Genomic DNA, 21120 nt, shown 5'->3' with positions numbered 1-21120 from the left:
TCTTATACAATTTCCTATAAAAATTATTCATCTTTGGATGAAGGTTCTCTAACATACTTGTCTCACTAATTCAATAAATGGCACAAGACTTAGAATTTTTGTCAGAAACCAAACAAATCCACATGAGTCTAATTATTTCTAATTCTTATGATTAAATCCCTAATATTCTGTGCATTTAATTTGATAGCCTCCCAATTTTCTGCTTGAATAAGAGAACGTTTAGCCACCCATGAACCACCGATTGCAGTAATTAATGAAGATTTCAAATAAGAAGACGCATTATCAATATTACATCCACCCAAGGGGATAAAAGATAATCCTAAATATTGATAAGGAGCCACCATATTATTTAGATGCACCATACCGCCAGCCGTTTCTGCAGGAAAATATTTAAGCACTCTACATCCTTCCTCAACAGCTATTTCAATATCTGATGGGGTCGCAACTCCTGGCGCAAAAGATAAGCCTTGTTTATATGCTTCTGCAATAATTTTAGGATTACAACCAGGAGCTACGGCAAAATCGGCTCCTAGATCAGTAATAGCTTTCACTTGATCAACGGTTAAAACCGTTCCAAAACCTAAATTCATTTCTGGAACTTCCTTTTTTATTATACGAGCTGCGTCCATGGCAACAGATGTACGGAGTGTTAATTCAATAGCATTCACGCCCCCTTCAAGAAGAGCCTGGGCAACCGGAACTGCATGTTTCAGTTCATCCAATACCAATACCGCTATTATACCACAATCATGTATTTTTGTAATTATCTCAGGCGACATAGCCCTTTGTGCAATAGGTTGCATATATTAAATTTTTAAAAAATCGTTGAGTCAACCAACCTCGGGGCAAGCCCACGAGGCATGAAGTTGAAAACTAAATTCATTAACGAGGCAAGCCTCGAGGTATTATACCTTTTGGCGGCGCCAATAAAATTATAGCGCAATTGTTATTCTCTTTTTTATTAAGTAATCGTTTAAAGCCAGGTAAGAACAATCATGACCAATTCCACTTTCTTTAATACCGCCATGTGGCAAATAGATGGCATATTTAACGCCATTCACTTGTACTTCACCAAAGTCTAATTCTTCAGACATTCGACGAATTACTTTTTCGTTTTGGGAAAATACATACGACACCAAACCATACTCTGTTTGGTTTCCGATTTCAATAGCTTCTTCAACATCAGAGAATTTCATCATGGCTGCAACTGGGCCAAATATTTCTTCTTTAAAACATCTGCTATCTCGTGTAACACCAGTCAAAATAGTCGGCTCCAAGAAGAAGCCATTGGGTTTATCTTCCGGAATATTACCCCCTAAATGAATACTAGCCCCAGCAGCTACATCATCTTCAATCATCTTTAATATACGTTCTCTGTCACGCAATGTAACCAAAGGCCCCATATCAGGTTTCTCCTCAATACCAAAACCTACCTTTAATTGGTTTGCTTTTTTCGTAAACTTATCAAGAAACTCATCATATACATTTTCATGAATGATAAATCTATTGGGAGATACACATATTTGCCCACAATTGCCATATTTAAGGGCAATACCAATCTCCACAGCAGTATTAATATCAGCATCCTCACATACAATAAAAGGTGCATTTCCTCCTAATTCTAAACTAACATGCTTTACTGATGTTGCTGAATCAGCAATCACCCTCTTTCCTGATGCAGAAGAACCAATCATAGTCAGCACCTTTGGTATCTTACTCTTCGTCATGGTTGTTGCCACCTGTTCAACCGGCCCACTAATAATATTAATAACACCAGCCGGAAAATTTATTTTAAACAAAATTTCACCAAGTATATATGAAGACAGCGGAGATAATTCAGAAGGTTTTATAACGATGGAACAGCCAGCAGCCAAAGCAGGACCTACCTTATAACCTACATTGAGTAAAGGAAAATTCCAGGCCAGATAAGCCACAGCTACGCCGGCCGGTTGATGAACTATTTTATGTCTATGCGTATTTTCCACATCCGGAATAATTTCATCGTGCATATTTCGCATAGCTTGAGGATAAAATGCTAGCCCATCGGTCAATAACTGAACATCCTCAGCTGCCGCTTCGTACGATTTCCCCATCTCAAACATAATAGCTTTACGCAATATATCTTCATAGGCAAGCACTTCATCACGAAATCGTATCATCCACTTCGTTCGTTGCGCCAAAGAAAAACGCGACCACACTTTAAAACCCTTATCAGCTTCTTTCAATGCCCTCTCTGCATCACCCACTCCAGCTGAAGCAACCTCAGCCACTACTTCTTGGTTCGCAGGACAAACCACTTCTTTCTTATCTCCCGAAATGGCATCCCTAAGTTGGCCACCTATATACATTTTTTTATATCCGAAATTCATCACACTATTCTTTTAAAAGATATTTACATAACACATCTTCATTTAATTCAAATCCGAGTCCTGGATCATCAGAAACAATGATTTCACCATTTTTCTCAACCATTTTTGTTGTGGTAAGCTCTTCTCGGAGACCATTCTCTGTCCGATCATATTCTATCTGATTATACGGCATTTTCAAACGTCCTGGGATACTATCCAAATTACTTACAAAATGCAAGGCAGCAGAAATAGCGATACCTGTACCCCAGGTATGCGTAACAACCTCAACTCCATATACCGAAGCTAAAACAGCAATACGTTTGGCCTCTGTTAATCCTCCTGTTGCACAAATATCGGGTTGAATAATATCTACTGAATTTGATTTTAACAAGGTTTGAAAACCGTAACGCAAATATTCACATTCTCCTCCTGCAATTGGAATAGTAGTCTTACTACGCAATTCGGCATATTGCTCATAGTATTCGGGCGATATTGGCTCTTCAAACCAAGCTATATTGTATTTTTCTACGGCATTTGCCAGTTGAACAGCCTCTCGCAAACAATACGCATGGTTGGCATCAATCATAAGTGCCACATCGGGTCCAATGGCCTCACGAACCATCCTAACGTACTCAATATCCTCCTCTATTCCTAGTCCCACTTTCATTTTCATAGCCTTGTATCCTAAGTCTGCATATTCTTTTGCCTCATTGGCTAGTTTCTGTCCCAAATTATCGCAATTAGAATAGTACATACCTGTAGCATACGGCAAAATAACATCACGTTTTTTACCTCCCAACAACAAATGAACAGGTTGATCACATATTTTTCCTTTTAGATCCCAAAGAGCCACATCAATAGCACTCATGGCCGAAACCAAGATACCTCGACGCGCAAAATCCAAGGTTCTCCGATACATAATACTCCAAATCGTTTCGGTCTGCAAAGGATTTTGACCCAACACATAAGGAGTCAAGTGTTCAATTCCGGCTTTCACCAATTTCGCGGGACCATAACCTTCACCCCAGCCCACATGTCCATCATCACAAGTGATTTTTACAATACAAATTTGTCGTTCACAGTACTCCCATTGCGAGAAATAAAAGCTTTCCTTCAATGTGTCAGAAAGAATAAAACTTTCTATTGATGTAACTTTCATATGATTATATTTATTTTTCAAAAATTATACGGCAGGTATATAAGATCCTAGTATTTAAGTTTGGTATGAACCATTTAATTTACTCCATTTGCATATCCCAGCACCACGGTAGCAACAATCAGAATAAACAAACCAGCCAATAACCAAATAAAAGGTACTTTTGCTCCTTTCCATTCATTATTTATATAGGCCCACACATTACTCACTATTAATGATACACCCAGAAGAATAGGCCACCCAATAACAGGCCCCATTCCTCCCATTAGAGTAGCTCCCTGCCCATAAATCCCTAATGCACCAAACCACAATAGACCAGCCACTATAGACCAAACATAAGCTTTTGAGGAATGAGAAACAGCAAATGAACTCCATGTTTTATTTTTTGCAAGAAGAAAGATAGCATATCCTGCATTCATCAGGTAAGCTCCCATGAGAACAACTACCCATACAGCCAAACTACTATTACGAGGCAAAGCACCCACCGATTCAGCTATTATTCCTACGGATTGCGCATTGACAAAACCTACATTAAGAAAAGCAGATAACACCCCACTAACAAGCGCAATAGCGATACCTTTATTAAGGTTTATTTTTCCACCTGAAGTATCACCGATTAGTTTATCCCGTTTAATTCCTGCATATGCAGATACCGCTACACCGAACAACATAATGACTACCCCCACTATTACATAAGGAAAAGCAGGCAAACTAATAGCATTATCTATTTGAAAAAATGGGATTAAGCTTCCCACTGCAGAACAGGTACCCATTACGATACCATACGTTAATGAAATACCAATATAAGGAATACTTTTACCAAACATAATGCCCCCAATACCCCAAAGAAAACCAAATAACATTCCTATTATTATGGCTTGGGAAGGAGCCTTTGCTATCACTTGAAATAAATCAGGGACAACTATCAAAGCCCAAACGACAGGTACAATAATCATTGCCACTGTAGCATGGACAAACCACCAAGCTTCCCATTTCAAGGGAGACATAAATTTCATACCCAGACCAAACGAACCCTGGAAAATACTCGCAAATAAAACGAGTAACAATGGTATAAATGCAAATTCCATAATTGTATACTATTTATATTTTATACAAATGAAATGGAATTTTAAGAAATCAAATTCGCTTAATTTATCTAGCCATTACACTATTTTACCCTAAACGATACCAATTATATGAAAAATCAATTTTATTTAGCTTATCAATCCTCCATTTTGCAGGACAAATCAATTAGTATTTTTGCAAAGGCAATACCTAATCTTCTTTGGCCTTCTGTATTGTAATGTACATTATCAGTATGCTTAGGATAATCAAGCCATGGTGATTTTGGTACTGTGGTAATTATTCCCACATGAACATCACTCTGGGCAACATTCACCATTGCCTCTCTAACCATTTGAGGACCTTGTGCAAACCTTCCATAATTTGAATTAATCTGTCCCATTACAAACGGCATATCCGGGATCTTAAATTCTTTACGATAAGCTTCTATCAATTTATTTAGGTTCGTTTGATAACTACGCGCACTCACTTCACGGGCTGCATCATTTTCACCTTGCATCCATACCATACCTAATATACGATATAATCTACCATTGTTTTTGAGATGTAATAATTGTTCATGTATAATATCTACATGTTTTTTAAATAATTGCAGATTTTGTTTCATCTCTCCTCGCTCTAACTCCAAGGCTTTATCCCGCGACCATTCCGGATTCCATGCGCCATAAAGAGAAGTACCTCCTTGTGCTAATTTTATAAACAAAAATTCTTGTTTTGGATAGGCTTCTGCTAAAGTAACACCTAAAAGCAATTCAGGTCCAAAAACTGCACCAAACCCTCGTTTTCGTTTCTGAAAAGTAGAGTATGTATAACTCAAAGGTCTGGGTGGCAAGCCATCAACACTCAACTCAACCCTTTGAGATGCTACTTCAATACGTTCTCGAAGCGTACTGTCCAATTGATAATAATTGCCGGCTCCAGCCATATTAGATTGCCCACCAAGTAAAACAACATGAACAACATTTTGAGCAATACTATTTAATGAAATAATACTGATAACAACAATCAAATATAATATCTTTCTTTTCATTTTATTTTCCATTATGAAACTAAAAACTCTACTTTTACTACGTTCTATACTGTGATTGATTCTGGAATTGTGGTAATAAATAATTTAGGAATAAGCCAGAATAAATAAGCTCTTATTACAAAAAACTTTTATATTCTACATAATACTTCTGTACAACTCTATTTTGTTTTTGATTAAGCGTCTGATTCAATAAAAAATAATAGGCACGCCTCGAAACTATAATATCTTTCTCCAACAAAGACAAAGCTAATTCAATACTTGCTTTTGAGTTTATATTATTTTGATCAGCAATATTAAAGAGCAAGTTTAACTCCTTATAAACATCTGCACCTTTAAATAGAACAAAAACATCATCCATAAAACGGCCTTCAATTTGAGTCAAAGAACCCGACATAGATTTCAAAGCTGCTAATCTTATTTCCGAAACAGAGCTACCACACAACTCATATAAAACATTCTGGTATAACTTTACAGGTAACTGTTCCATATATGCAATACCTATTTTTATCAATTGCGGATAGAGTAACATTTCATTCAATACCATATCGGAAATGGCGGGCTTATAAACATGTTCCTTTGTAAACCACTCAATGGCAAAAATTTTAAATTCCAAGCTATCCATCAATAGATACTCCACGGCCTTTTCCTCTGTAGTTTTCTCAATAGCAACCCTCCTCATATAGCTCTTCACATCACCATAAACGTAATGCCACAAGGTATAGCATGTTAAGGCAGCACCTTTTACAGCTTCGCCATCATCAAAAGCAATGATAGTAGCTCCAGAATACCCATCTAATTCAAGTCCATGCTCAACATCATTTTTTTTAACGATATCGTTATATGATAATTTGTTAAAACGGGCATTTTCATCATTTAATATTTCATGCAGTAACTCATAATCTTGCTTCACAAAAGGCTTTCCATCATTTTTCTCCAATGTCACACCTTCAGGCAATTCATAACGCAAGTATTGTCCCATCACATTCCAAAATAAATGTACTGTATCCACACTACAAACATGCTCTGCACAATAAACGGACAACACATCCATATTAAATCCAACAAGTCGGTTTTGTTTATCATAAGTTTCACGCAATTCACAAATCAAACTATCCTCATAAGCAGGATGAGACAATACAATTCGGTGCATCTTTTTCTCACGACTTTTGGAAATACTATTTACTTTTTCGTATGAGAAACTAAACAAAAAAAAAGTCAAAAAAGCCCATATTATTTTACGCTGCACCATTACGAATAACATCTCACTTCAAATAACTTAGCATTTTCATACCCCCAAGTATCCAACAAGGTAATGCGAACAGCCGAAGTTTTCACCTGTGCAAAGGTTGTTTTAATAGAACGCGTAATATTCTCCTCTATGTTTGACACCTCAACCCATTTACCCTGATCACGAACTTCAATTCTAAGCTTTTTTATTAATTCGGGAGGAACATCTAATAGCTGTTTTTTTTGTATATATTTGTCTGGATTTTTATGCATCATCAAATGACGATGTACATTGGTATCACCTTTCATTTCTACTTTGGATATGTTCACTGGCACTTTCCATTCCAATTGCAACTGGGCAGGTAATCCATCTGTCTCCCAATGATGCACTTCGTTATCTCTATCACGAGACACACCATCTATCAACAACTGAACGTCACCTGAAAGCGTAGACGAACCCACCATTAAATCTGCGGTACGTGCCAAATCTCTTTTATCCATAGCCGGCCGCTTAGGTATAAATACATCGTCGCGCAATAACTGTTCTTGCAAGTCATCCATATATTTGGTACGTAATTCTCGCGGGTTAATTTCCTTTTTAACACAGATAGAAGCACCCGTTCCTACAGCCTGTCCCATTAAAGAGCAAGTAGCCATAACGCGCGTGGAAGAAAGAGCAATATGTGTTAAGCTTGCATTTCTTCCTGCAAAAGAAAGATTTGAGATATTCTTGGAATACAAAATACCATACGGTATCTCATAAACTTCAGCACTTCTTGCATGAAAATAACTTGCAGGTTCAGTCATATTTTCGACACCTCCAGGGTTATGCTCATCCAAAGACCACCCCCCAAAACCAATTGCATCTTTAAAGTGGCGACACTTTAAAATATCATTTTGTGTAAGCATATAGTCTCCCACAAAGCGACGTGACTCACGTCGTCCGGGGATAGATCCCACCCAATCTAGAGCAATATTTTCGGCTTCAGGATAATTACCCGAATTTTTTATATAATCCCAAACACCATAAAAATAAGCCATTAATTTATGTCTAATATCCTCACGATGACCAATAATATCAAAATCATCGCCCACTTCAATCCACCAAAATCCTTCTTTAACCTGCTTAATACGTCGGTGCTTGTCTTTAAACGCGGTTTCGTGGTCGAAAGGAATGGCATAATCAGGTGCTTTAAATGGCATGGGTCGCCCCATATCTTTCGTAATCATCATGATACAATCCCCCATAGTCCATCCATCCGGACGATCAGGCGCATATGACTCACCAAATTCATCCTTACCTTCACGTCCCGTTCGATATTCAGCACCCGTCATAGCTGCCATTAAACCATCCCCTGAGCAATCAATAAACTGTTTTGCATAAATGGTAGTCTCTGTTTCATTCGTCAAACCCCAACATTTAACTGCTTTTATTACATTATCATTCAAAAGCACATCAACAGCCTGTGTATTAAGTATTAATTGCAGATTCGGTTGACGCGTAACATAGTTATATAGCACATGATCCCACACTGGATAAGATTGCTGCTTGTTATGAACCCAATTTTCAATGAGAATTTCTTCAACAATACCTGTTTCCCTTTCTTGAGGAGCACCATTAACAGTAATACGCATTTCACTGGATGCATTACCTCCCAACACGGGCCGATCCTGAATTAATATCGTTTTAACTCCATTTCGTGCAGAAGATACGGCCGCTGAAATGCCAGCCATACCACCACCAACAACCAGCACATCGCATTTTACCGTTTGCTGTCTCTGCGGAATTCCCATATTACCAGTTGCCACCTGATACCAATTATCTTTTGATCGGTCATTTCTCCCTAAATCTCTTGCAGAAACAGGACCTGCAATAGAAAGTAAGCTAGCTCCAGCAACACCTTTGGCTCCCTTTCTAAAAAAATCTCTTCTTTTCATATACTCTAATTTATCTTTTCAAAGGTCACATAGAACTCGCCAAAATCAATCATACTCCTGTATGTGTGTGGAACACGTTCCCGTGGCTCGTTTCATATGTAGATTATTATAAAGTGATCGCTATTTTTTTAAGCATTGTATAAACACGGTTTGATTTCAACTAATAAATGTAGCTTACCTGGAAAAAGAATATATACCTGAGAGTAAATTAATTGTTTTTATGGGTACATAAAGACAAAAAGCATCAAGAACAAATAAAGTTAGTCGTTTTAAAACAGTCTCCTTCATGTGCGAAGGTGGTCAGTTTAAAAATGTTCAAGATTATAAAATTAACACCCTTAAAATGATAAAAACCTCCCTTATCCTCCAAAGAAGATAAGAGAGGTTTATTACAGTCATATTCACCCTATTTTTTATAAATAAGTCTAGAATTATATATCCACTTAGCAAGGGAATTTAGATTTGCCAGAACCACAATTCTTTTACATCCATTATTATTTATTGGTCTTTCACAATTGTACACAAAATACATACTATCATGTAACTTTACCCCAAAGGACAATGCCAATAAAAAAAGGAGTATATTTCTTTATTATTTAACAATCTTTTTAGTAACACTATTTACCTTATTAGCTACTTTAACTATATACAAACCTTGAGGTAGAAAATTAATATCTAACTCGATACATCCATTAAAAGATTTTGAAAGCATGACTTTACCATTTATGTCATAGATGTTTACATTAGTTTTGTCATCAGAAGTAATTATTAAAATATCATCCGCACTATTATGACTTACTTTTAACATACCAGTAGCTCCAGAATCTATATTCCGAGATGTTTCAGAATTCTTTTTTTGAATTTCAACATCGTTAGAAGGTTCATATACACTTGCACTTTTAAGTGTTGAACAAGCACCTAGATTTCTCCATCTGCCACAATTTCCAGGGGTACAGTTTCCGTCCGTTCTAGATTTCCACTTCCATTTAGTACCGTTATAAATTACTTCATCAGACAATGAATATGTTGCAGTTGATTTCCAAGTATCATCACAAGTATTAGTTCCCTCAGTAGACCTTTTCCAAGTTCTTACATATTCTACTTGCATTGTAGTTGGAAAACCTGCTGGTCTGCTTTCAGTTTTAATAGCTTTTCTTTGCCCGTTTATATATTCATAATAAGGCTCCCTCAATCCTAACGAAATAACCAAATGCTGCTGATGAAATTGATAAATAGATTCTGTAGGGTCGGCTGTAGCAACCAATGCACCATCAATATAAAACTCAATATTATCTTTTTCCCATAAACACCCATAAATATGATAACCACTTCTTGGATCAAAACTTGGTCCAACACCTCCTCCTGTCGTTTCTCTAACAGAAGTTCTTTTGCCTGTGGCATCAGCTCTTATGACATTCCAATCTATTAGTTTAACATTTCGTAAGCGTTGCTGTATTTCGGGAAAATCAATTTCGTTATATTTTATTGTTTGTCCGTTATAAACTATGGCAGGTTGCCCTATGCTATATGTCCAAAATGCAGGGCATACACCCGGGTGTTGAGGGGCACCCTTCATTTTCACTTCAAAATATCCATATTTAATGGATTGTTTACTCCTAATAATCCCAGAAGTAAAGTATAGTTGTTCTCCTCCTCGTATATGCTTGTCCCAATCTAGAGTTAATTTTAATTTTCCATTACTAACTTTTGTACGTTCTGGTTTCCATGACCATGGCCCCCAGTCAGCAGGATCATGTTCCCATTTACCAGTGTTTAATCCACCATTGAACTCATCCGAAAGAGCATTTTGCAACTCCCAATTTCCCGACAACCCAAAGGGTTGTTGTGCATAGGTCGAAATGCATAAAAGCATAATTAGGCATTGTAGTATAATTTTCTTTTTCATTTTTACCAAAGTTTAAATTATTGTTTATCAAAAATAAAAACGTTTGGTTCGGTAATTATCGTCAATATTACCTAACATTAGTCAAATATTATCTTTATTAACTTTTGATTCACACATATTTAGTCGTTTTTAAACAGTCTCTACCATATGCAAGAGCAGGTTAGTTTAAAAGTGCCCAGGATTATAAAAAAACACTATTATAAATGGTAAGCCCCTCGAACTTGGCTACCTCAAGGGTTACCATAATTTTATTTTGCAATAGTTTAACTATATTTTAAACTTAAACCCAACAGGCTTGTTTAGCCTCTAAAAATATAATATCATGGCGGCATTAAAAACATTTTGATTTGATGGTTAGCGAGGGCATGACCAACACATCGCACGGCGAACCTTACACCCTGTCGTATATTAATTTATGATGCAAGGCGCAGTAGCTTCCGAGGGGGTCGTTGATAACCACTATATTGATACTACCCATTGTTTACAAGTTTATTCCACTCGAAGCTCATCGATTCCCAAACCATCATCCTCAAGGGCTTCTAAACGAATTGTGTTTGCACCTACCCCAAAGTAGGCAAACGTTTCAAAGGTGTCCCATTGGGTTCTGAATTTATCAGTAGCAGGCATCCTTATTTCTTTCGACTTACCATTTACAGTTAGTTTAACTCTATAAACAGGTCTGATCTTTTTATTTGCACTATATCTGATTTTTAATGTAAACGCTCCTGCACTTCCGTCATTTTCCTGATACCATTCAACGTATCCACCACTATTACGACCAAAATCAAGATATCCAGTACCCTTAAAACCCATGCCTTGTGTAGATTTATAGGCTATATTAAATGTAGCATCCTCGGCCTGATCACCTCCAGGGTTTACTGCCTGTTGAACGGCATCCCAAACAAATCCTTCATCTTTAGCAAAGCGCTCTTCCATGATGTAAAGTGCTTTACCATTGAGAACTACCAATGCTTTTACGGTGGTACCCAATTCAACTTCAAAAGGAGATTGATAAAGTTTGGAATGAAAATTAGGTTCTGAACCATCAATGGTATAATAAACTTTAACATCAACTTTAGTAGCCTTACCTCGTAAGGTCAACATTTGGGTATCAATACTTACTTGCTTTGAGATAACCTGTTTCTTTTCGCCTAAAATACAGGTAGCTAAAAGTGAAATATCACCATTCTTTGCTACAGATTCTATGTAAGCACGTGTCAGTCCATAAAAAGCGATACGATCAGAAGCCTCAAAATGCTTCTCCACATCAATCGGACTACCATTATCCAACGCTCTTATTTTTCCATTTCCTATCACATGAAAATAAGTACGATTTTCACCATAGGGATAAAATTCACCATTAGCATCTGTAGTGGTCACACGCACCTGAACAATATCCTTTCCTTCATTAGCCAAAGGCTCCCCGTCGACTGATAGAGAAATTTTAGAAGGAGGACCAGCTGTACGAACTGTCTGTTGCGCTACCTCTTTCCCTTGGTTGAAGGCCACAGCCTTCAACTCCCCAGGTTGATAAGCAACCAACCATTCACGCTGCATCTCATTCCATTTACTACCTTTAGGTTTACGTCCCAAAGATTGTCCATTGAAAAATAATTCCACCTCATCGCAATTAGAATATACCCAAACAGGTATTTTTGTTCCTTCTTGAATAGTTGGATGCGTCCAGTGAGGTAAGATATGCACCATTGGTTTATCGGTCCACTGACTTTGATACAAGTAAAATAAATCCTTTTCAAAATTAGCTAAGTCAATCGCCCCACCCATAAAAGCTTTAAAGGGCCATCCTCCATGTACATAGGTCGCCTCTCCAATATAATCATAACCTGTCCATCGAAAAGAACCCGCATACTTGGGAATATCACGTAACTGCTCAATATTTTGCCGAGAAGTTAAACGCACCATCGCATTGTCATAACTGGAGTTAAAAACCTGTTTAAAATGTGACTTCCCAGCGGCATTGGTCCAATCATCTGAAAACACTTCCTCTTTGGTTAAATCAGGATACCAATAGGGCTTTTGTCGGTTATTAGGATAACCATCTCGATACCAAGTTTTGGTACGATAATATCCTCGCACCTGCCAAGTGTGCGTATTCTCAGTACCAATAAATACACGATCATCCTGCAACTCATCAAAAAATCCCATCTTCTCACTATGTCCATTCACGCCTAACACATCCATATACTCAGAACCTGAGTGACCAGAAGTAACCGGTCTGGTAGGATCTAAAAGATGGCACTGTTGAACAAGATCTTCCCCTACCTCTCCATGCGTTTCATTTCCTACACTATAAATAACTACACATGGATGATTACGATCTCGTTTTAACCAATCCCTTAGATCCTGTTTCCACCAATCCTTAAAAGCATGTGCTCCATAGTCATTCGCTGCTTTTTTCATCCAGCCATCAAAAATTTCATCCATGACTAACATCCCCATCTCATCACACATAGCGTAAAATTGAGGCGTTTGAGGATTATGGGCAGTACGAATGGCATTTACTCCCATCTCCTTTAACTGCTTGATTCGATAACGCAATATTTTATCGGGTACTGCAGCACCTAAAGCCCCTGCATCCTGATGATTACAAACCCCCTGAAGCTTGACATTTTGGCCATTCAACCACATACCTGTTTCAGGCTTCCATTCAATATCTCGGATTCCAAAACGAGTCTCTCTACGATCCCGTATCTTTCTTCCTGTTTTAACACGCGTAACCAAGGTATACAGATATGGAGCGTCAATATTCCATAAATTTGGATTATTCACAGTAATGGTCTGACGTATTTTATGGATAGTATCAGCCTGTAATCTTACCTTATCTTCAACTGATGCCACTTCATTTCCATTGGCGTCAAGTACCGAAGTCAGCAATCTGGCTCTAATATCTTGATTCCATTTATTTCTTACTTCAGTATCTATGGTGAGCACATTCTTATTCGTACGAACAAATATCCCATCTTGTGGCACATGTACATGATCTCTAATACGTATCCATGTATTGGCATAAATACCACTGCCCGTATACCACCGAGCCGAAGGCTGCTTTTCATTATCTACACGAACAGCAAAAATAATTTCATCCGATTGATTTACGATGGAACTTATATCGTAATAAAAGGATATCCAACCATAAGGTCGTGTCCCTAACTTTTTACCATTGGCATATACTGTACTATTCATAAAAACACCATCAAAAGCAATTTCAACATGCTTTCCTTTCCACTCTTCCGGCACATGCATAGTTTTACGATACCAAGCAATTCCGGCAGGCAAATAACCACATTGACCACCCATAGGTGCATCTGGGCTATATTCACCTTCAATGCTCCAATCGTGTGGTAATTCAAGAACTCTCCAATTAGCATCATCATATTGAACATCGGATACTTCCTTATGATCACCCAATTGAAACTTCCACTTGGAATTAAAACTTATGTTTTCTTGCGCCGATAAGTTCATTATCAACAACAACGACATGAATAAAACCGTATACCTCATATAAACCTCAAACTAATAGATAAGTAAATATTCTCATTTATTGTACTTCCTCCTTGAATAAAGGAAATAAGTTAGACGAAACATGCTGTTCTACAATCGTTTGCTTCATCTTTTCAACAACACCAGGATAATCAGCAGCAACGTCATTTGTTTCCTCCTTGTCCTCATTTAGGTTGTATAGTTCAAGCTTAGCATTCTTTGTTGAGTTTATTTTATTAATAACAGCCTTCCACTGTCCCATTCTCAAGGCTTGCTTTCCTCCCTTGTGGGCAAACTCCCAATATAAGAAATCATGTTTTTTTTGCACTCCTGCACCAGTTAGCGTAGGTAAAAACGAAATACCATCGATAGAATGATCAATGTTAACACCAGCAATATCTGCACAGGTTGGTAAAAAATCCCAAAAAGCAGACACGTGATCGCTTTGTGTCCCTGCCTTCACTTTAGCAGGCCACTTTACAATAAATGGAGTACGAATACCACCTTCATATAAATCACGTTTCATACCTCTAAAACCTGCAGCACTATTAAAATATACAGGATTAGCACCTCCAGCATCATGCGGACCATTATCACTAGCAAACATGATAATTGTATTATCGGCAATACCCAGTTCTTCAAGTTTAGCCATAATTTGCCCCACATACACATCCATACGGTAAATCATAGATACAAATGTTGCTTTGGGATATTTTTGGTAGCAATATTTTTCAAGTACAATATCCGATCCATAATCGGATCCATATCGTTGAATCTCTTTATAATTTTTAGGTTCTTCGAATTTACCTTTAAACTTTAAAAAAATAGAATCTTCTGGCACAAGCAACTCAGCATGAGGCTGTATAAGTGGTACATAAGCAAAAAAAGGTTTATTTTTATTATCTTCAATAAATGCTAATGTTTTCTCTTGAATCACATCTGGTGCATAAGTCACCGTATGCTTCCAGTCATTACCATCCAAAAAATCTTTTTCATCATTATCCCACAAGTAAGGAGGATAATAACGATGAGCCATACGCTGGCAATTATAACCATAAAAAACATCAAAACCCTGATTAATAGCATCACCTTCAGATCCAATAAAGCCAAGCCCCCACTTACCAAAGGCACCGGTAACATACCCCGCCTTTTTTAAAAGCTCAGCCACAGTCACATATTCTGCTGCCATAGGTAACTGTCCTTCACGATCCTTCAATTCCCTATTCCCACGAATAGCAGTATGACCGGTATGTAAACCTGTCATCAAAGTAGAACGAGAGGGTGCACAAACGCTAGCCCCACAGTAATGCTGTGTGAATTTCATACCTTGTTGGGCCAATTTATCTATGTTAGGAGTTTGAAACGCTGTTTGCCCATAACAACTAAAATCTCCATAACCTGCATCGTCAGCCAAGATATATATGATATTTGGCTTCTTCTGTTTTTTAATGCTTGTTTCAGAGCATGATGTGAATATGATTAATAATAGAAAAACTATTGCAACTAATACTTTCATTTTTATATAATTTATAGTTAAAAAAAAGAAGCTCACTTACCATTGCTTTTTAATTTTCAGAACAAAGGTATGTATCCTCTTCATACAAAATATCTTTTTGGTCTTCGGTAAATCCCGAGGAAGAAACATTACTAACTTTTACTAAAAACTTTCCTTTACCTTCACCTTCTGCTCCATTCAAAACAGCGGCAATAGACGGTCCGCTATATATTTTTTCGAGAGTGTGATTGGCATCCACGGTAATTAGATTTCTTAAATGACATCGCATATATTTAAAATGCTTTGATTTAAGTTGAGCTGAATTACCATAAATTGCAGTCACATTTTTTACTTCAGAAGGCTCATATATACCTGGCACAAGATTTAAAGACTTCAATCCTTTTTTAACATAACCTTTTTCTATCCGCACAGCAAAACCACAGTTTTTAGCATATACTCCATCCACATTAACGCTTCCATTATGCATCGAATGAGGAGATATCATTAAAGCAGCATTCCCATTTTCACAAGAAACATTTCTGGCCACCATATTAAAAACACCCCCTACCTGTAGTTTATTCATCTTATCATATCCTGTTTCAAACCGCAAGGTAACACCTCCTGATCCAGAAATATTTTCAAACAATATATCACGTGCAGCTTGGGTTTGAATAAGACCATATCCATAATTAGCATTCTTTATACTCGCATTTTTTATAACGCCCCTGGAAGCATAGTTATACCCACCTTTAAACGCTGAAACACCAAAAGTTACTGCTGAAAACTTAGTGTAATCATCCAGTACATGAAAATTTGCGATAAGAAAATTTTCAACATTACCACAGGAAAAGACGCCAACATTTTTATTCTTTAGATTTCTTAAATCTACTTTAAATGCGCCTCCCACTCCACGAATACTAACATTCTTTATAATTTCATTTTGTCCATCAAGCTGAAAAATTTTATAATTTTTTTGATTTTGACGTTGAACAGGGATTATTGTTGTTTCTCTATCAATCACAAGATGAACGTTAGATCGCAGCTGAATTTCAGCCAAATAATAAGTTCCTGAAGGAAAAATTATTTTTCCTCCATTTTTTAAAGATGAGAGTTCATCAATGGCCTCTTGAAGCTTTTCACTATCATCTAAGGCATCGTTTCCATTACCACCATAGTCATTCACAAAGTTTTTTACTACACCCAGGTGGTTCGTCTCGGTATAAAAATCAGATTCTTTTGTGTTTTGCGCTGTTATACCAACTAAAAGTATATAATTTAAAAAACACACTGCACAAAGACGCGCAGAACAAATGTATTTAGCTTTAAAATAATTGAATATGAAATTCATTTTGATATTTTTTTAAGTTTTAATGTGCCAAGACGATCATAGTTCTATGTTTTATTAGATACATTCTAACATACCTATGCCTACATTTTTCACGATCTCCTTTACTCTGTTATATAAGGCTGTGTTTTTAATCCGGGCTCATCAAATTTCTTCATCAAAACATACAACTCTTTTTGAAATAACTTTGCAATATCCTTATAATCTGAATGATAATAATAATTTGTGGTTTCAAATGGATCCTTATCTAAATCGATCAACCATGGTTTCTCTTTTTTGTCAAGTATCAATTTGTAATGACGATTCACCGCGCATACCCACCAACCACCATTTTTTGCAAAATATGTAATACGTTCACCAGACACTTCTCTATCATTGCTCAAAAAGTCTGTCGAAGTATCCGTACCATGACATTTCAAAGAGTTATTTACATGCATTAAACTCAAGATGGTTGGTGCAAAGTCTACATTTGTATAAGCTTTACGGATAACCTTACCAGGCACAATTTCGCGGGGATACCTTATGACAAATGGAATACGAGATGAAGCTTCGTAAGGCACGCCCTTGTTGAGTCGATTATGTTCAAAAAACATATCTCCATGATCGGCAGTAAAAACAACAATGGTATTATCTGTTAAATCATTATCATCCAAAAATTTAAGAATACGTCCCACGTTATCATCAATACACTTTACCATACCAAAATAATTACGAAGTGCATCCGGATTAAACTGTTTAACTTCATTTTTATCATCACGTCCCCCTCTACCCCATTGTGGTTTTTTTTCTGTATACTCCGGCGACATGGTAAAAGGTGCACGAACGGGCATCTCTTTATACATACTAACATAAGGTTCACGGGCAACATCTGGGGTATGCGGATCCGGAATAGATAACATTACACAAAAAGGTTTATCCTTATCTCGCTCCAGTATTTCCAATGTTTTGTCAGTAAAGAAATCGGTTACATACGTAATATCTTGTTCTCCATTACTCTGCATTCTTTGAGCTTGGCGTTGTCCTAAAGCAATTATTACCTCATTATTAATCTGAAAATAAGGCGCATGACCTCCAGTCATCATATACCTATTATCATCAAAACCTGCATTATACGCTATATCAAATTTATACTTACGATGACCATCAAGATGCCACTTACCCACATAAGATGTTGCATAACCCGCTTCAGACAATACTTGAGCAAATGTTTGAACATCTTGGCGAATACTCATTCCATTTTTAGGAGCTCCTGTTGCCTGAGGATATAAACCTGTGACCAATGATGCACGTGATGGCGTACAAACCGGAGAAGAGGCGTAATAATTCATACATATGGCCCCCTCATTAGCAATTCTGTCAATATATGGAGTTTGAACATTATTTCCCTTTCCCCATACAAAAGCCTGATTTTCTGGCATCAATTTTTGGTAACAGCTCAGGGTTCTAAAACTATGCTCATCGGTATGAATGATAAGTAAGTTAGGCTGCTTTTTCCTGGCATATATGGAGCTACAGGCGAAAAATAAAGCAAGAATATACATATACTTTTTCATAAAAAATCGTTTTAATAAATAATCCTCAACAGCCTTATGGTGCACATTATCATGTAACATCCAATACCTCTAGCTATTTTGCTCTGATTATTCGTTCAGCTTTTCTTAAACCATCAGATTCTGCGATCAACTTTATTTTACCCGATTCACCTTTCTTTGAACGTATAACAACCAATGCCATACCATTAAAAACCTTTCGTTGAGTTGCCTGAAATGATTCGTGACTGGTAGGATTTCCATTACCCACAGCGATAATTTCACCTGGTCCAGATAGGGTGTATTTAACCGAGTTATGCGTTCTTGGAACCATTAAACCCGATTTATCCAATACCCTTACTGTAACAAAAGACAAGTCTTGTCCATCGGCAGCTATCATTGTTCTATCTGCTTCAAGAGAAAGCTTAGCGGCATCTTGGGTTGTTTGAACCTTACTCTTCGCCCACAGCTTACCACCTTTGTAAGCAACCACTTCAAGCTCCCCTGGTTGATAAATGACATCATCCCAACGCAAACGATACTCAAAATTAGCTTTCTTTTTACGCCCCAAGGATTTTCCATTGAGAAACAATTCTGCCTCGTCACCAGAAGTATACACAAAAACAGGCGTCACTTTACCTACTCTCTCGGGCCAATTCCAATGGGGTAAGATATGTACCATTGGTACATCAGGCAACCACCGCGATTGATACAAATAATATCGATCTTTAGGAAAACCACACAGGTCTACTATACCAAAATACGAACTTCGCGGAGGAATTTGGTTTCCCATTTTTTTCAATTCAGCTTCCATTTTTGCTTTTTCGGCTGGATCGCTAAAATTCAGAAGATTTGTCTTGTCTTTATTATAAGGAGTAGGCTCCCCAATATAATCAAAACCCGTCCATACAAACTCACCCAAAACCCATGGATTTTTGTCTAATGACTCCCATTCTACTTCTGGTCGGTAAGCCCAGTTTGGTGCGGAAAAGTCATAACTGCTCACCTGGAAATATCCGCCGGAGCCTTTTCTTTTATCCTCAGAAACAGGAAAGAAATATTCACCTCTTGAACTAACTGTCGAAGCCGTTTCACTACCATAAATAGGAAGATCTGGTTTAGCATCGCGAAGTTCCTGGTATAAATGTGGTTTATAATTCAGGCCAAATACATCCGCTGTGTGTTCAAAGCCATTAGAAATAGCTTCGGGACGACTACAACCAAAAGTAGTAGGTCGTGTTGCATCTTCAGAACGAATAATATCAGCCAACCTTACAGCCATAGGTGCATCATTACCACTACGCAATTCAATCATTTCATTACCAGTACTCCACATCACTACACTGGGATGATTACGATCGCGTCGTACCATGGCTCTTAGATCGCGTTCATGCCATGCTCCGAACAGAGTAGAATAGTCATTCTCCACTTTTTGTTTTTGCCAAACATCAAAGGACTCTACTTGAACAAGTATACCCATACGATCGCACAAATCAAGAAACTCAGGTGCAGGAGGATTATGCGCAGTACGAATAGCATTTGTTCCAAAACTTTTTAGTATTTCAATTTGACGTTCCATAGCACGAACATTGACGGCTGTGCCCAAGGGCCCCAAGTCGTGATGCATGCAAACCCCATTCATGCGCACCTTCTCGCCATTCAAATAAAAACCTTGTGCAGTATACGCTATTGATCGAACCCCGAATGTATTGTCTAGCTCATCTATCACTTCCCCATCTTTTATCAATGATGTTTTAAGCACATATAAATTAGGGTTGTTAAGATCCCAAAGTTTGGGTTTTATGATGTCTACAGAACAAAGCTCTCCCTTGAAAGATTTTTTCTCAGCAACTTTAATAAGGGGGTCACCTGGGACAAAAATTTCCTGGTGAATAACCAATCCCTCGGTGTCTCCATCAATCTCGGTGGAAATATTTACGGTCGCTTTTTCCTTTGAAACATCAGGAGTGGTCACAAACACACCCCAATGTTCAATTTTTATAGGGTTTGTTTTCACCAAGCGTACATGGCGATATATCCCGCCTCCCGGATACCAACGAGATGAATGCTCCTTATTATCAAGACGCACAGCTATGGTATTCTTCTGTCCCACCTTAAGGTATTTTGTAAGCTCCATTTGAAAAGATGTATAACCATACGGCCATTCACCAACATAACATCCATTGAGCCAAATTTGCGTACCCGACATAGCACCATCAAACTCCACAAAAACACGTTTACCCTGATCAGATTCCGGGGATTCAAACACTTTGCGATACCAACCAATACCAGCCCAAGGCAGTTTACCCGTTTGGTTAGGCAGGTCGGAACGGAAAGGTCCTTCAATACCCCAATCATGAGGTACATCCAACACACGCCACGAAGAGTCATCATAATCTATTTCATCAATATCCTTGTGTTCTCTTTTAAACGAACCATCCGGCATGGAACCAAAACGGGCAAATTTCCAATTAGAATCGAAAGGAACCTTGTCGCGCGCCATCAGGCTTGTGCCAAGCATTATGGCAAGCATAAATAAATATTGTTTCATGTTCATATTTT

13 protein-coding genes are annotated in these 21120 nt (G+C 37.6%); all 13 read right to left on the bottom strand.

Going from position 1 to position 21120, the window contains the following annotated elements:
- Positions 1 to 128: 128 nt before the first annotated feature.
- Complete coding sequence (locus tag CYTFE_RS24905; protein WP_200871227.1) at positions 129 to 803, bottom strand: bifunctional 4-hydroxy-2-oxoglutarate aldolase/2-dehydro-3-deoxy-phosphogluconate aldolase; 675 nt, start codon at positions 801 to 803, stop codon at positions 129 to 131.
- A 129-nt stretch (positions 804 to 932) separates the two neighbouring features.
- Positions 933 to 2369, bottom strand: coding sequence for an aldehyde dehydrogenase family protein (locus CYTFE_RS0104035; protein ID WP_027470766.1), 1437 nt, complete (start codon positions 2367 to 2369; stop codon positions 933 to 935).
- 4 nt (positions 2370 to 2373) lie between these two features.
- A complete protein-coding gene (locus CYTFE_RS0104030; RefSeq protein ID WP_027470765.1) occupies positions 2374 to 3507 on the bottom strand; it encodes a mandelate racemase/muconate lactonizing enzyme family protein in 1134 nt (377 codons plus the stop codon).
- A gap of 74 nt (positions 3508 to 3581) precedes the next feature.
- Positions 3582 to 4592 carry an L-rhamnose/proton symporter RhaT gene (locus CYTFE_RS0104025; RefSeq protein ID WP_027470764.1) on the bottom strand — a complete coding sequence of 337 codons (1011 nt, stop codon included), beginning with the start codon at positions 4590 to 4592 and terminating at the stop codon, positions 3582 to 3584.
- A 134-nt stretch (positions 4593 to 4726) separates the two neighbouring features.
- Entirely contained in the window at positions 4727 to 5617 is an 891-nt protein-coding gene (locus tag CYTFE_RS0104020) for a sialate O-acetylesterase (RefSeq protein ID WP_161636221.1), read from the bottom strand.
- Between the two features lie 115 nt (positions 5618 to 5732).
- Positions 5733 to 6878 carry a hypothetical protein gene (locus tag CYTFE_RS0104015; RefSeq protein ID WP_154665617.1) on the bottom strand — a complete coding sequence of 382 codons (1146 nt, stop codon included), beginning with the start codon at positions 6876 to 6878 and terminating at the stop codon, positions 5733 to 5735.
- Entirely contained in the window at positions 6866 to 8782 is a 1917-nt protein-coding gene (locus CYTFE_RS0104010) for an FAD-dependent oxidoreductase (RefSeq protein WP_027470761.1), read from the bottom strand. Before CYTFE_RS0104010 ends, CYTFE_RS0104015 begins: the two co-directional genes overlap by 13 nt.
- Positions 8783 to 9374: 592 nt before the next feature.
- Entirely contained in the window at positions 9375 to 10688 is a 1314-nt protein-coding gene (locus CYTFE_RS0104005) for a family 16 glycosylhydrolase (protein ID WP_027470760.1), read from the bottom strand.
- Positions 10689 to 11177: 489 nt separating this feature from the next.
- Positions 11178 to 14210, bottom strand: coding sequence for a glycoside hydrolase family 2 TIM barrel-domain containing protein (locus CYTFE_RS0104000; RefSeq protein ID WP_027470759.1), 3033 nt, complete (start codon positions 14208 to 14210; stop codon positions 11178 to 11180).
- Positions 14211 to 14247: 37 nt separating this feature from the next.
- Positions 14248 to 15705: an arylsulfatase gene (locus CYTFE_RS0103995; RefSeq protein ID WP_044212227.1), complete on the bottom strand. Its 1458-nt coding sequence runs from the start codon at positions 15703 to 15705 to the stop codon at positions 14248 to 14250.
- Positions 15706 to 15754: 49 nt separating this feature from the next.
- Positions 15755 to 17032 (bottom strand): glycosyl hydrolase family 28-related protein, encoded by a 1278-nt coding sequence (locus tag CYTFE_RS24900; protein ID WP_052342978.1) that lies wholly within the window; start codon positions 17030 to 17032, stop codon positions 15755 to 15757.
- 101 nt (positions 17033 to 17133) lie between these two features.
- Positions 17134 to 18582, bottom strand: coding sequence for a sulfatase family protein (locus CYTFE_RS24895; protein ID WP_161636220.1), 1449 nt, complete (start codon positions 18580 to 18582; stop codon positions 17134 to 17136).
- A 73-nt stretch (positions 18583 to 18655) separates the two neighbouring features.
- A complete protein-coding gene (galB, locus tag CYTFE_RS0103980) occupies positions 18656 to 21109 on the bottom strand; it encodes a beta-galactosidase GalB (protein ID WP_027470757.1) in 2454 nt (817 codons plus the stop codon).
- Positions 21110 to 21120 lie beyond the last annotated feature (11 nt).

Origin of the sequence: Saccharicrinis fermentans DSM 9555 = JCM 21142, assembly GCF_000517085.1 — a bacterium.
In the GTDB taxonomy this organism is placed as follows: Bacteria; Bacteroidota; Bacteroidia; order Bacteroidales; family Marinilabiliaceae; genus Saccharicrinis; species Saccharicrinis fermentans.
Note: the sequence above shows the minus strand (reverse complement) of the source record. Positions and strands in the feature narration are given on the sequence as shown.